Origin of the sequence: Sandaracinus amylolyticus, assembly GCF_000737325.1 — a bacterium.
Taxonomy (GTDB): domain Bacteria; phylum Myxococcota_A; class Polyangia; order Polyangiales; family Sandaracinaceae; genus Sandaracinus; species Sandaracinus amylolyticus.
In genome coordinates this window covers 7,928,567-7,942,444 of record NZ_CP011125.1, presented here as the reverse complement: position 1 = coordinate 7,942,444, position 13,878 = coordinate 7,928,567, and the positions used below count along the sequence as shown (strand labels likewise).

Here is a 13,878-nt window from a genome sequence, read left to right as displayed (position 1 = left end):
TGAACGCGCCCACGACGGATGCGATGCACACGGTCTCGTGTCTGACTGCGACGCGCTCGAGGCCCGGGCCCGACGCTCGTAGTCTCGCTATGAATACGGCCGCTCGCGGTCGCGTTCCTTCCCATCGAGGCCATCCGCAATGAATCGACGATCCGTTCTGTTCGCCGTTCCCGTCGCGCTCGCCGCGCTCACGCTGCCGATGCAGCCGCACGCCGGCGCGCAGGAGCGCGTGACCGCCGACGTGGTCGCGGCGCGCGTGCAGCAGTTCTACGAGCAGACGCGCACCGTGCAGGCCCGCTTCCAGCAGCACTTCTGGAACCGCGTCTACGCGCGCACGCAGAGCTCGCGCGGTCAGGTGTCGATCGGTCGCCCCGGGCGCATCCGCTTCGACTACGACCAGCCGAGCGGCAAGGTGCTCGTGAGCAACGAAGGCGAGTGGACGATGTACGAGCCGGGCGACGACGGCAGCGCCGGGCAGTACGCGCGCGGCAGCAGCGCCGCTGCGAGCCAGAGCGCGTTCGGGTTCCTGATGGGCACCGCGGACCTGCGTCAGTTCCGTCGCTCGCTGCGCGCGCGCGCGAGCTCGGATCCGCCCAACACCGACGCGCTCGAGCTGACGCCGCGCCGCGCCGATCCGCACTACCGCCGCATCGTCGTGTACGTCGACAACCAGCCCGCGTCGCTCGGTGTGGTGCGCCGCGTGAGCATCGAAGATCCCGACGGCAACTGGAACCGCTTCGACTTCAGCGACCTGCGCTTCAACCGCGAGATCGGCGCGGACGTGTTCCGCTTCACGCCGCCCGCGGGCGCGCGTGAGATCGGCGGCGGCGCTGCGCGCGCGGCAGGACCGCGCGTCGAGTCCGCGCCCGTCATCGAGTGAGCCCCTGCGGGAGCGCTCGTCTCGGCCCGGACCTGACCGCGCGAGCGCGCTCAGGTCTCCGAGCGCCGCGAACGAGCGCGCGCGAGATCGAACGTGATCTCGCGCGCGCTTCGCGCTTCCGTCACGCCATCGCGCGCCGGCCGATCACGCGACGCTCGATCGGCGCTGCGGGGTGCACGACCGGTCCGTACATCACGCCGACGACCGCGCCGTAGATCGCGTGCAGCACGACGAACGCGATCACGCCGACGTCTCCGACGTTCGACATGAACGCGCCGGGCGCGGCCATGCGCTCGGGCACCATCGGATGGATCGCGGGCATGAGGCCCATGAAGAGCCCGCCGATCACGATGTGCACGAGCGAGAACACGACCCCGGGCAGCGCGCCCGAGCGATGCGACACGTGCTCGAACCCGAACGCGTACGCGAGCGCGATCAGGCCGCTGATCACGAGGTGCATGATCAGCCCGAGCACCCACGTGCCGGACCCGGGGGCCATGCCGGTCATCGTGCCGAGCATCATCTCGAGGTTCACGGGCATGCCGAGCAGGCGCGCGACCGCGAGGCACACGCTCATCACGGCCCCACCGACCACGCCTGCGACGAACGCCTTGCCGGGCTTCATCGTCACACCTCCTTCGTGGCCCCGTCGTCCGCGGGGCGCTCGCAGGAGACGGCGCAACGGGCGTGCCGCGCTCACGCGCGGGCGATTCGTCCCGGGAGCGCACGAAGTGCGGCGATGCGCGCCGCGTGAGGCGTCACGTCACTCTTCTTCGACGACCACCGGTGCGAACTGCGCGGGCTGGGGGAGCACCCAGGGCTCCTCGCCGGTCCCGACGACGCGGTCCTCGGGATCGCGCACTCGCACGACGGCCTCGAGCGCTGCGGGCGGCGCTTCGGTCGCGCCCTCGCCGGCCTCGATGCGCAGCCCGAGCCGCACGCCGACGAGCGCGGGCACGATCGGCGGGATGTACATCTGCGAGCGCGGGTCGTGCGACGACTGGTTCTGGAAGAACACGACCTGGTTGCTGTTCGGCGCGCCGTTCACGACGGTCGCGAGATCGACCGCGACCTCGTCGATCTCTTCTTCGCGGATCGTGACCTGGATGCGCTCGCCGGGATCGAGCGCGTAGGTGCGCTCCCAGCCCGAGAAGTCGACGACCGTCTCGTCGCCCACGACGCTCACGCCGGGCACGTACTCGTGGAACTCGTTGATGCCGTTGAGCGTGACCGCGATGCGCTGCGGCTCGTCGTCGAGGTTCGAGAGCGTGAAGTCGATCTGGATCTCGTAGTCGCCGCGCGCGGCCCAGGGGCGTCGCGCGTAGGGCGTGAACTCGGTCGCGTCGCCCGCGGACAGCGCGCCGAACTCCTCGTCGGTGGGCGGGCGCACCGGGAGCTCGATGCGCTGCTCGACGAGGAAGACGGTGAGCTCCTCGCCGGTGAAGAACGGCGCCGCGCCCTCTGGGAACGCGAGCTGCCACGTCGCTCCCTCTTCGGGCGTCACGTAGCGGCGGTCGGTGTGACAGCCCGCGAGCGCGAGCAGCGACGCGACGGCGAGCGTGGAAGACCGAGAGCCAAGGCGCATGCGACCTCCGCGCGGCAGAGCGAAGAGCATAGCCGATCCCATGCGGTCAGGAGATCTGTCGCCCCGCGACGATCGATGCTATCGCTGCGCCCCTCATGAGCAGCATCGAGTGCATCGTCCTCGACTTCGACGGCACGTTCACGCGCGTCGACGAGGAGGCCGCGCCCTTCGTGGAGGCGTTCCGCACAGGCATCGCCGAGCACCTCTCGCCCGAGCGCGCGGCGCGCTGGGACGACGCCGCGAAGCTCGTCCAGGCCGATCCCGATCGTTACGGCTGGGAGTACGAGGGCGTGATCGTCGCGCCGTCGCACGCGGACCCGTACATCCGGTGCACCACGATCGGTCAGCTGCTGCTCGCGGAAGAAGGGCACTCGCCGGGGCGCCGCACCGAGATCCTGCAGGGGCTCTACAAGCACGCGTACCCGCTCTCGCGCACCGTGTTCCGGCCCGACGCGAAGATGGTCGTCGAGGCGCTGGTCGCGAGCGGCCTGCCGCTCTTCGTGGTGTCGAACTCGGCGACCGAGCACGTGCGCGCGAAGATCGACGCGCTCGATCCGATCGGCAAGAGCGCGATCCGCGTGCGCGGCGATGCGCGCAAGTTCGTGATCCACGAGCCCGAGAAGCCGCACTCGCTGTTCACGTCGCTGCCCGAGACGATGGAGCTGCCGGGCCTCGGTCGTCCGATCCACCTGCGCCGTGGCTTCTACTTCGAGGCGCTGCGGAAGATCTGGGACGAGACCGGCGCGGGCCCCGAGACGACGATGGTCTGCGGCGACATCTTCGAGCTCGATCTCGCGATGCCGGCGCGGCTCGGCGCGCGCGTGCACCTCGTCGCGCGCCCCGAGACGCCGGAGTACGAGCGGCGCGCGGTGCGCGGCATGCCGGGCGGCAGCGCGAGCCAGGATCTCGGCGGGCTGCTGCTGCAGCTCGAGCTCCCGGGCTGAGCTTCCCCGGGGGGCTGCGCGCCCGCCTGTCGACCCCCGGCGGTCGCCGAGCCGGTTGCGAGCACGGATGGCAACGCGCGCGTCGGTGGCTCGATGCGGCCGGCCGTGCGTACGAGCTGGATCGTCTTCACCGGAGCGCTGCTGCTCGCGCTCTTCACTTTCGTTCCTTCCACCGCGGACGCGCAGCGACTGCGGCGCGCATCGGGTGTCGTGCGCGGCGAGCCACGGCGCGCGCAGAGCACCACGCGCCGCGAGCGACGCACCACGCGCGACCCGGTGCGCGTCACGGCGCGCCGGCGATGGGCGCCGCTGATCGTGACGGGGCCGTACGTCGCGATCACGAGCGACGAGCCGGCGGCCGAGCGGTTCCTGCGCATCACGATCGCGGGCGAAGGACAGTACGTGCTCGACGGGATCGGGCACGGCGCGCTGACGCTGCGCGTGGGCTTCGCGTGGCCGGTCGAGCTGCACGCGGCGTACGGCGTGTACGTCGAGCCGCTCGCGCGCGGCGTGGAGGCGCTGGGGCTCGGCCGGCTCGGGATCGCGGGTCGGCTCGTCGATCTGCCCGAGGTGCAGGCGCGCGTGGGGCTCGCGCTGCGACACGTGCACGATCGGCTGGGCGGGATCGCCGGGATCGAAGGGTTCGGCGGGATCGACGTGACGCCGCTCGAGCCGCTCGTGATCTCGATCGAGGGCGGCGTGGGCGTGGTCGGCGAAGGATGGGTGCTCGCCGCGCGCGCGACGGTCGGGCTCGCGGCGGGGCCGATCGAGATCTACGCGGGGTGGGAGCACGTCGCGTTCGAGCCGATCGACGCCGAGCTCGGCGGCGGAACGTGGCTGTCGGGGCCGGTGCTCGGCGTTCGCGCGTGGCTGTGATCAGTCGAACATCGGCTCGCCCGCCAGTCCCTGCCGTCCGCGCGCTTCGCGCGCTCCCGTGCGGGACCGACGGGACGAGCACTCCGGTTACGAATCAGCTCGCCCGAGCACTCCGGTGAGGAGTCAGCGCGTCGTGAGCAGCGCGTGGATCGCGTGGGCCTCGGCCTCGTGCGCGTCGTCGGTGCCGCGCGCAGCGAGGCCGATCACGTGCGCGGCGAGGATGGCGAGCGCGTCGGGGTGATCGCCGGTGCGCGCGAGCGCGTCGGCGAGCGGATGCGCGCGCGCGATCTCGACACTGCCGTCGGGGCGCAGCGAGGCGAGCGGCTGCGTCGAGAGCGGGAGCGCGCGGATGCGCGGCATCGATCCGCGCGCCGCGCCCGCGCGTCGCAGCGTCGCGTCGACACGCTCGGCGAGCGGATCCGCGGCGCGCGGCGCGGGCTTCGGCGGCTCCACGCGCTTCGGCGCCGCGGCCGGCGGCGGCGCGGGTGTCGGCGCGATCGGCGCCGGGCCGGTGGCGGGGAGCTGCTCGGGCTGCGCGCGCACGACGGGCGTCTCGCGCACACGATCGGCGAGCGCCTGCTCGAAGCGCACGACGCGATCGCCGAACGCGAGGATCGCGCGCGTCGCCGCGAGCGAGCCGTCTTCGAAGAGGATCGGTCCCTTCCAGTCGAGCTCGCGCGCGTGCGCGATGCGCGCCGGCGGGACGAGCAGCGCGGCCTGACGATCGGCGAGCTCGCGCGTGAGACCGAGCACGTCGCCCTTCGCGCCGCGGTACGAGAGGTCGAGGAAGGGAAGGGCGATCGCGGCGCCCGGGTGCGTCTGCTCGACGAAGCCGAGCGCGCCCGCGCGCACCATCTCCGCGAGGTCGAGATCGCGCTCCTCGGCACCGCGCTCGTTCCGCGCCAGGCGCCGCGCGATGTCGCGCGTCATGCGCTCGTACGCGTGGTTCGCGATCGACGTGAGCACCGCGCTCGCGCCCACGCCCGCGACGCCGACGATCGCGAGCTCGCCCGCGAGCGGCAGGCGCGCGGGGCCGCGCGACGTCGAGAGCACGCGCTCGGAGCGCTCGTACGCGTCGAGCACGCCGACCGTCGCATCACCCGCGGGCTCGATCCACAGCACGCCGCGCGCCTGCGCGCCGCGACCCGAGAGCGCCTGCGTCGAGAACGTGCGATCGACGCGCACCATCGCGAACGGGCGCTCCGGCGCGGGGAACGCGCTCTCGAGCGCGTGCTCGCAAGCCTTCAGCACCGCGGCGGAGACCTCCTCGAGCACGCCGTCCGGCTGGGGCGCGCTCCACGTGCGGTCGGGCGTGAAGCGCGGCTCGTCGACCCACGAGAGCGCGGGCCACGACGCGGGATCGGGCACGGTGCCGAGCGGATGACGCTCGCGCGACGCGTGCATCGCGCGGACGTTCGCGTGCGTCGGCAAGAGCGCGAGCACCACGCCCTCGTGGCCCTCGATGCGCGCTTCCGCGATCGCACGCGCGCGCTCGCCCGCCGAGGGCCCGACGACCTCGACCTTGGGGCGCGCGAGGTGGGCGCGCGCGATCGCGTCGAGGCGCAGCTCGGGATCCGCGTCCTGCGTCGCGATCACCGCGCCGAGGTTCGTCGCGTCGGGGCGCGGCACGCGGATCGCGATGCGCTCGGGATCGAGCGGCTCGAGGCTCTGTCCGGGGTTGTGCGTGACCCAGAGCTTCGCGAAGCGCGCGACCTGGGCCTGCAGATCGCGGAACGACGCCCAGCCTCCCGCGGTCGTCTCGAACATCGGCAGATCGGGCAGCGACTCGAGGTGGGCGCGGCCGCCGAGCAGCGCGCTCTCGCGCAGCGCGCCGCGCACCCAGCCGGGCAGCGTCTCGTGCGGCACGGTCTCGACGAGATGACGGATCGCGCGCGCGAGCACCTCTCGCACCGCCGCGTCGAGGCGCGTGCGGTCGGCGGGCGCGACCTCGGGCGAGACCGGGAACGACGGCTCGCACGCGATCACGACGCTCGGTCGCAGATCGAGGTCGAGCCTGGTCACCGACACACCCGCTTCGTGCAGCGCGACGTGCGTGCTGCCGTCGCCGCGCAGCGCGATCTCGCCGATGCCGAGCACCTCGAACGCGTCGCGCTCCGAGGGAAGCGCGACCGCGAGCAGATCCTCGAGCGTCCAGCGGAAGCGCGTGTCGCGCACGTGGCGGAGGCGAGGGCGCTCGGCGAGGCCGCAGCGCACGCGCCGCGTGGCCTGGAGGCGACGCACGTCGGCGCTCACGTCGCGGACCACGCTGGGCGCGAGCGCACGCACGACCCGCGCGAGCGCGCCATCGCCGGAGAGCGCGAGGATCGGCGCGTCCAGCGTGTCGGGCTCCTCTCCGAGCGCCGCGCCGAGCCAGCGATCGATCGGCGCGGCGATGCGGAGGGTCCGGCGCGACACCGTGCACGCGGTGATCGACGCGCGCCCGCCCTGCACCGTCTCGAAGACCGACGCGTTCCGCAGCGCGTCCATCGCGCGCTCCGACGCGGCGCGCTTCTTTCCGCCCGCGACCGTCTCGGCGAGCCATGCGTCGACGAGCGCGAGCGCGGGCTCGTCGTGCGCCAGCGCGCCGTCGAGCGACGTCGCGATCTTGCCGACGAGCTCGCACGTCGCCTCGCGGAGGGCGCCGCGCACGCGGCTCTCGCCGGTGCTGTTGAGCGCCTCGAGCTCGCCGTCGACGAGCGGCAGGTCGACGTCGACGATCGCCGACAGGTGCGGCAGGCCCTCGCTGCGCGAAGCGAACGCGCGGTGCTCGAGCAGGATGCGCAGCTCGTGGCGCGCGCTGTCGACGCGCGAGAGTCCGACCATCCCGCGCAGCCCGTCGCCCGACATGCGCACCTCGGGCTCGCAGCGCGTGAGCTCGAGGGCGCGCTTCGGGAGCGCGCGGTGGGCCTCGATGCGCGCGTGGCGACGCGCGTCGCGCCGTCGCCGCTCCAGCTCGGCGATGCCGTTCGTGACGCGCACCTGGAAGAAGCGCCCGATGCTCTCGGCGACGTCGTCGGTCGCGAGGAGCGGGTCGAAGTCGGGCGGCGGCGCGCTGCGATCCTCGGCGATCGCGACGGGCGTGACGTACACGAGCTCGCCGCCGAGCGCGGCGACGAGATCGTCGAGCGACGAGAGCCGATCGCTGTACGCACCGCGGAAGAGCCGCGCCTTCCGGAGCGCCTGCATGCGCTCGCGGCCGAGCACGTTCGCCGCCGAGGGACGCACGCCGCGACAGGCCTCGAAGAACGCGGCGAGCAGGAGACGATCGGGCGCGGGATGGAGCGGCGCGGCGTGCAGCCCGGGCACCTCGCATCCGAGCAACGCGTCCGCCATCGCGACGACGAGCCGCGCGAGGTGGCCCATGATGTCGTCGTACGGCGCGGCGTGCGGCACGTGCCGCGGTGCGCTCGCGCCCGGCACCACGCGATCGTCGTCGATCGCGAGCAACCAGCCCGCGCGCGGCGCGCCCGTGGGCAGCGGGACGTCGCGGAGCGTGCGCCCGGCGTGCGTGAGCTGGATCGCGCCCGCACCGCCGTGGAGGCCGATCGCGCCGCGGTGATCCGCGGCTTCGATCTCGATCGCGGCGACGCACTCGGCGCGAAGCCCGCGCGCGATGCGCGCCGCGGTCGGCGGTGCGGTCGCCCCGTCGTAGTCGATGATCGCGAGCCCGGGCAGGAGCGTCGCGAGCAGGTCGCGCTCGCGCAGATCGAGCACGAGCACGCGGCGCCCCTCGGGCTCCCACGGCGCGTGCGGCACCGACGTCACGGAGCCGATCGCGCTCGCGGGATCGCTGCCCAGCGCGACGAGATCCGCGAGCGAGACGCGCTCGCCCGTGACGGTCGGCCACACGGGCGCGTCGAGCAACGGGCTCTTGCTCTCGAGCAGCCGCGTCGCGCCTGCGCTCGCATCGCCGGTGCCGAGACGATGCAGGAGCTCGACCGCGACGAAGATGCCCGCGCGAACGACGCGCGCCGCGTCGTGCTCGTCGAGCCCGCCGTCGGGATCGACCCAGCGCACCGGATCGCCCTTCGGTGCGTCCTGCCCGGCGAGGCGCCGCGCGATCGACTCGCACGCGATCACCCGCGCGCCGTCGATGGCGAGAAGGAGCGCTCCGCGAGCGTCGTCGGCCACGAGGCACGTGTGATCGGCCGCGACGCGCAGATCCGACGCGGTGGCGATCGCGTCGAACGAGACGGGCACCGCGACGCGCGAGATCTCGGTGGCGCGCCCTTCGACGAGCAGCGTGATCGTCGACGCGCGCGCCGGGGACGGATCGAGCGCGACCTCGCCCGCGAGATCGGGGCGCGCGAACAGCGTCGCCGGGACGCAGGAGCGCGCGCTCCTGCCCGGCGCGGTCAGCGGCGCGATCACGACGTGCTCGGCGCGCGGCGTGATCGCAGGCGGTGTGATCGGCTTCTCGAGCCAGCGCGCGCGGGCCTCGCGCGACGCACGCGCGACCTCGATCGTGCGGCGCGCGCTGCGCGGAGGATCGGCGCCCCACACGCGCGCGAGCGCATCGCCGGGCGGCACCCACGGCACGTCGCCGATCCACGGCGCCAGCTCGGCGGGCAAGGGCTCGGCGCCGGTGTGCGCCCCGACGTCCTCCGCCCTCGCGAGCTCGCGCAGCGAGCGGGCGCGGCCGATCGCGTCGCGCGCGATCGGTGCGTCGAAGAGCGGCGCGAGGCGCTCCGGCATGGCCACCGCCTGGAGCGCACCGGCCAAGCGACGCCACTCGGGGCCGCCACACCACGCCGCAGCGAGCTGGAGCGCGGCCGCGCGGAGCCGCGCGCGACGATCGACGTCCCACGCGCCCTCGGGCGCATCGCCGAGCTCGCGCACGACACGCGCGACGAGATCGCCGAAGCGCTCGACGAGGTGCTCCTCGAGCGCCGCGATCCACCGCTCGTCGCGCCGCACCGCGGAGCGCGATGCGTTCGTCGGCAGGCGCGCCGTGTCGATGCGCGCGCGAACCGGCACGCGCGCCCCGGTCTGGAACGGGATGCCGAGCTCGAGCGGCTGCGTCGCGAGCACCACGCCGAGCTCTGCGAAGTCGATCCACGGCTCGGCGCGCGCGGCGCTCGGATCGACGATCGCGATGAAGCCGTCGCGATCTTCGCCCAGCACGCTCGCGTCGAGGCGCACGCGCAGGAGGTCGCCGTCGGCGTGGTGACGCGCGAGCGCGCCGCGCGCGATGCGCAGCGGGATCGGGAAGTCCTCGCACGCACGGCGCACGTAGCGCAGCTCGCGCGACTCCTGGCCGGTCGCGAGCAGCGAGAGCGCCTCGAGCGCGGGGAAGCGACGCAGATGGACGACGACGCCGCGGGTGATCGTCGGCGCGCCCGCGGGGAGCGTCGCGTCGACGGGCGCGAGACGGCGGAGCCCTTCGGCGGTGCCCTCGTGCCCCGCCGCGAGCAGATCGGGCGTGTAGCGGACGCGCGCCGCGCCTTCGCCGACGTCGCCGAGCGTGTAGACGTCGACCCAGCGCGGGCCGAGGCCGAGCGCGGTGTTGATCGCGGTGGCGAGCAGACGCAGCGCGCGGCGATCGTCGCTCGCCTGCGGGCTCACGAGCTCGTCGAACAGCCGCGTGAGCTCCTCGCGCGCGATCGGCGTGCCCTCCCACGCGACCCACACGTCGTCGGCGTCGCCGTCGACGTGCACCGCGGTCGACGATGCGCTCGCCGCGGCGCGCACCGCTTCGAGCGCCCACATCGCGGGATCGGCGAGCTGGTAGTCGCGCAGCTTGTGCACCGCGCGCGCGGCGTCGACGCGCAGGCGACCTCCACCGACGCGCGAGCCCGTCGCGGCGCGCGGCTTGCGCGAGCGGCTCATCGTGCGTCTCCCAGCGCGTCGCGCAGCGCGCGCTCGGTGAGCGAGGCGTCGACCGAGGGCGTGAGCGCGCCGCGCGCCACGAGGATCGCGCGCGCCAGCAGCGCCGACGCGAGGACTGGCGCGTCCTCGGCGCGCGCACGCGCGGCATGCACGATCGGGTGATCGGCGCGGAGCACCAGCGGCGGCCGCATCAGGAGGCGGAACGGATCGGCCTGGTGATCGTTCGCCCGCGCGAGCCACGGCGTCGCGCGCGGGCTCGTCGCGAACGCGAGGTGCTCCGATGCCGCGCCGTGCACCTCGGCGAGCAGGATCTCGCTCGGGCGGCGCACCACGTGATCGAGCCGCTCGGACACGCTCGCGAGCAGCGCGACGTCCGCGTCCGTCGGCTCGATCGGGACGATCAACGACCAGCACGCGCGATCGCGCGGAGGCGCGTCCCCGCCGACGCGCGCGAGGAGCGACGTCACGCGCTCGCGTGCTGCGTCGTCGGGCGCGAACGAGAGATCGACGACGACGTGCCCCGCCGCGGCGAGCGCCTCGGCGAGCGGGGTGCGCCCTTCGTGCGACACGAACGCGCTCGAGAGCTCGTGCATGCGCGCGACCTTGCGATCGCGCCCCGTCGTGATCGCGGGCAGCACGAGCGCACGCCGCGGCGCCGGGAGCTCGGAGCGCACGAACGCGTCGAGGATCTCCACGATGCGCGCTCCCGCGTCGCGGCCGCCTCGCGCGAACGCCTCCGATGCGTTCGCGAGCTGCTCGGCGAGCTCGTCGAGCAGGGGCCCGCGGATCGTGGTCGCGACGAGCTCGACGGCGCGCGCGTAGTGCTCGTCGCGGCGCACGTCGTCGCGGCTCAGCGTGTGCTCGAGGCGTGCGTCGGAGACCTTGAAGATCACCTCGCCGAGCTCGTGATCGCGCGTCTCGTGCAGCAGGAGGCCCTGGTTGAAGAACGCGCCGTAACGATCGCCGGCGCGCGGCAGCCCCGCGACGACGGTGGTCAGTCCGTCGCGGCTCCGTGCGTGCACCGAGACGACCGCGTCGACCGTCATCGGCTCGTCGATGCGCACGTCGCGGCGCGGATCGCCGCCGTCCGCGCCCAGCGCGACGAAGCGGATCGGCACGCGCGTGTGGCGGCACCAGCGCTTCAGCGCGGCCTCCGATCGCTCGACGAACGCGGCCTCTTCGGGGTCCGGCAGCGGAACGACCAGCGTCACCGTCGTTCCGCGCCCCGCGCCCGTGTCCGCGCGGAAGAGGTCGTAGGTCTGATCGCCGTGCAGGTGCAGCGACCAGCGCGTGCCGTCGCCGGTCGACGTGTCGACGATCACGACCTCGGGCTCGACCGCGAGCACCGACACGAAGCCGATGCCGAACTTGCCGATCGCGTCGTCGCGCGACTCCTTGGTCGACTTGAAGAGGACGGTGAGATCGTTCTCGAGGATCTCGCGCGTCATCCCGGCGCCGTCGTCGCGCACCGACACGCGCATCGTGCCGAGCTCGCCCTCGGGCGCCGGCTCCCACGCGAGCTGCACGTGGATCGACGTCGCGCCGGCGTCGATCGAGTTCTGCACGAGCTCCCGGAAGAACGCGAACCTGTCCGCGAACTGCCGGATCAGATCGTCGACGAGGCCGCGATCACTCGGGGCGCTCTCCGCCGGCGCGGCGGGCCCACCGCGATAGGGCGCCGCGCTCGCCGGCTTCTTGCCCTTCTTCTTCGCGCTCACGAGCGAGGCTCGTTCGCGCGTCGTTCCGCGATCACCGCGACGAGCACCGCGCGCACCGCGGGCTCGTCGAGGCCCTTGAGGAAGTCGACCTTGTCGACGAGCTGCGGCAGCCCCGCGATCACGAGACGATCGTGCGTCACCGGGCACGAGAGCTGACCACGATGGAGCCGCGAGAGCATCAGCTTCAGATCGCTCGTCGAGACGTGCACCAGTCCCTTGCCGCCGATCATCGCGACTCACTCCTCGGGATCGTCGATCGCGCCGGGCTCGCTCGGCGTCTCGGTGGGCTCGAGCGCGTACGTCTGCACCACCTCGCTCGCGCGCTCGCGACAGTACGCGGCCCACTCGCCCCAGAGCTCCTCGCCCGACTCCTGGAACGCCGCCTCGCAGAATCGATACGCCTGCACCGCGACGCGCGCGTAGGGCACCAGCGCGGCGAGCATCGACTCGTCGTACACGCGCAAGAGCTCCGCGTCGCTCGTGATCGCATCGGGGATCGGCGCGCCGCGCACGTCGGCGACCGTGTCTTCCTGGAGGTACCCGAACAGCCCCGCTGCGACGCCGCGCTCGTGCGGGGGCGCTTCGGCGAGCGGCTCGAGCGCGTTCTGCACGTCGGTGGACGCGCGCGCGCGCTCGGTCAGCCACGCTGCGAACGGCCCCTCGGCCCACGCGTTCACCGACTCGGTCGAGCCGTCGCTCGGCGGCTCGGGCGGGCGCGTCGCGACGGCGGCCTCGACGCGATCCCAGAGCTGCTGGAGCTCGGGCGACATCTGCTCGCGCGCGACGGCGGGCTGCGGCACCGGGATCGGCGTCGTGGTGCGGATCGGGTGCGCCTCGGGCGTCTCGGCGGTCTCGCCACCGGCGGTCGTGTCGGTGGTCGCGGTCGTCGTCTCGGTGCGCGCGCCGCCGCACGCGGTGAGCGCAGCGGCGATCGCGACGACGAGGAGAGAGCGGAGCGTCGTCATGGTGGGCCGACAACGTAGCCGAAACGCGCGTGCAGGCGCGAGACTCCGAGCACGCGGCTTGCTGAGGCGGTCGGGCGCCCGCGCCGCGGCACGGACGGGCACAAGGAGGGTCCCTCATGTCTCCGCTCGCGCTCGTGTGGTTGCGCCGCATCGCGCTCGGTCTGCCGCTCGTCGCGGGCCCGCTCCTGGTGAGCGCATGTGAGACCGGAACGCCGAGCTCGTGCGAGGGCTTCGAGCCCATGCCGCGCGACCGAACGTTCGCGATCGACGACGCGGTGCGTGCGTCGCTCGAGGACGACGGCGGCGTCACGTTCGCGGCGTGCGCGGCGGTCTGTGCTCGGCTCGAGGCCGACGGCGGGACTCTTCCGGGCGAGCGGGTCTCGCAGTGCGACGTCGTCGACGGAGAGAGCGGCGCGAGCATCACGTGCACGATCGAGCTCATCTGTCGCGGTCGGCCGCCCGCCGGGCTGGTCGCGGCGCGATCCGAGGCCGCGAGCGAGATCGCGACGTACCTCGCGCGCGCGGCGCACCTCGAGCGCGCGTCGGTCCCGGCGTTCCTCGACCTCGCGCGCGAGCTCACGCTGCAGGGCGCGCCCAGCGCGTTCGTCGCGGAGGCGCGACGCTCGGCGCGCGACGAGGCGCGTCATGCGCGCTCGATGGACCTGCTCGCGGCGCGCGCCGGCGCGATGGTCCCGCCGGTCGAGCGCGTCGCGGTGGAGCCGCGCTCGCTGCGCGAGATCGCGATCGACAACGCCGTGCACGGCTGCGTCGGCGAGGCGCACGCCGCGCTGGTCGCGTGGTCGCAGGCGCGCGCCGCGCGCGACGTCGAGGTGCGCAGGGCGCACGCCGAGATCGCGCGCGACGAGGCGCGCCACGCGCTCTTCTCGATCTCGCTCGACGCGTGGGCGCGCGAGCGATCCACGACGCGCGATCGACGCGCGATCGACGAGGCGCGACGCGCGGCGCTCGACGCGCTGGTGCGCGACGCCGAGACCGAGCCGTCGCGCGCGACGCGCGACGCGCTAGGGATGCTGGACGCGGAGCGCGCGGTCGACGTCGCGCGCACGCTGGTGAGCTGACG

Annotated in this window: 10 protein-coding genes; 4 read left to right on the top strand and 6 right to left on the bottom strand. The window is 74.1% G+C overall.

Going from position 1 to position 13,878, the window contains the following annotated elements:
• The first annotated feature begins 139 nt into the window (after positions 1 to 139).
• Positions 140 to 880, top strand: coding sequence for a LolA family protein (locus tag DB32_RS33445; RefSeq protein WP_053236720.1), 741 nt, complete (start codon positions 140 to 142; stop codon positions 878 to 880).
• 121 nt (positions 881 to 1,001) lie between these two features.
• On the opposite strand, the gene DB32_RS33440 is transcribed toward DB32_RS33445, so the two are convergent.
• Positions 1,002 to 1,505 carry a hypothetical protein gene (locus DB32_RS33440; RefSeq protein ID WP_157069695.1) on the bottom strand — a complete coding sequence of 168 codons (504 nt, stop codon included), beginning with the start codon at positions 1,503 to 1,505 and terminating at the stop codon, positions 1,002 to 1,004.
• Between the two features lie 138 nt (positions 1,506 to 1,643).
• The gene (locus DB32_RS33435) at positions 1,644 to 2,465 is read right to left on the bottom strand and encodes a hypothetical protein (protein WP_157069694.1); all 822 of its coding nucleotides are present in this window, start codon (positions 2,463 to 2,465) and stop codon (positions 1,644 to 1,646) included.
• A gap of 95 nt (positions 2,466 to 2,560) precedes the next feature.
• Between DB32_RS33435 and DB32_RS33430 the strand changes: the two genes are divergently transcribed.
• Together DB32_RS33430 and DB32_RS33425 are read left to right on the top strand one after the other, a co-directional pair.
• The gene (locus tag DB32_RS33430; RefSeq protein ID WP_053236717.1) at positions 2,561 to 3,409 is read left to right on the top strand and encodes an HAD family hydrolase; all 849 of its coding nucleotides are present in this window, start codon (positions 2,561 to 2,563) and stop codon (positions 3,407 to 3,409) included.
• 105 nt (positions 3,410 to 3,514) lie between these two features.
• A complete protein-coding gene (locus DB32_RS33425; RefSeq protein ID WP_157069693.1) occupies positions 3,515 to 4,285 on the top strand; it encodes a hypothetical protein in 771 nt (256 codons plus the stop codon).
• A gap of 123 nt (positions 4,286 to 4,408) precedes the next feature.
• On the opposite strand, the gene DB32_RS33420 is transcribed toward DB32_RS33425, so the two are convergent.
• Genes DB32_RS33420 through DB32_RS48705 form a run of 4 tightly spaced genes read right to left on the bottom strand, consistent with a single transcriptional unit; the run spans position 4,409 to position 12,797 of the window.
• Positions 4,409 to 10,114 (bottom strand): hypothetical protein, encoded by a 5,706-nt coding sequence (locus DB32_RS33420; RefSeq protein WP_053236715.1) that lies wholly within the window; start codon positions 10,112 to 10,114, stop codon positions 4,409 to 4,411.
• Entirely contained in the window at positions 10,111 to 11,832 is a 1,722-nt protein-coding gene (locus DB32_RS45870) for an ATP-binding protein (RefSeq protein ID WP_053236714.1), read from the bottom strand. The genes DB32_RS33420 and DB32_RS45870 overlap by 4 nt, the downstream gene beginning before the upstream one ends.
• Positions 11,829 to 12,062 carry a hypothetical protein gene (locus DB32_RS48710; protein WP_053236713.1) on the bottom strand — a complete coding sequence of 78 codons (234 nt, stop codon included), beginning with the start codon at positions 12,060 to 12,062 and terminating at the stop codon, positions 11,829 to 11,831. The genes DB32_RS45870 and DB32_RS48710 overlap by 4 nt, the downstream gene beginning before the upstream one ends.
• 6 nt (positions 12,063 to 12,068) lie before the next feature.
• Positions 12,069 to 12,797, bottom strand: a complete 729-nt coding sequence (locus DB32_RS48705; protein ID WP_053236712.1) for a hypothetical protein — start codon at positions 12,795 to 12,797, stop codon at positions 12,069 to 12,071.
• A gap of 116 nt (positions 12,798 to 12,913) precedes the next feature.
• Here DB32_RS48705 and DB32_RS47425 point away from each other — a divergent pair, with 116 nt between their 5' ends.
• A complete protein-coding gene (locus DB32_RS47425) occupies positions 12,914 to 13,876 on the top strand; it encodes a ferritin-like domain-containing protein (protein ID WP_053236711.1) in 963 nt (320 codons plus the stop codon).
• Positions 13,877 to 13,878: the final 2 nt, after the last annotated feature.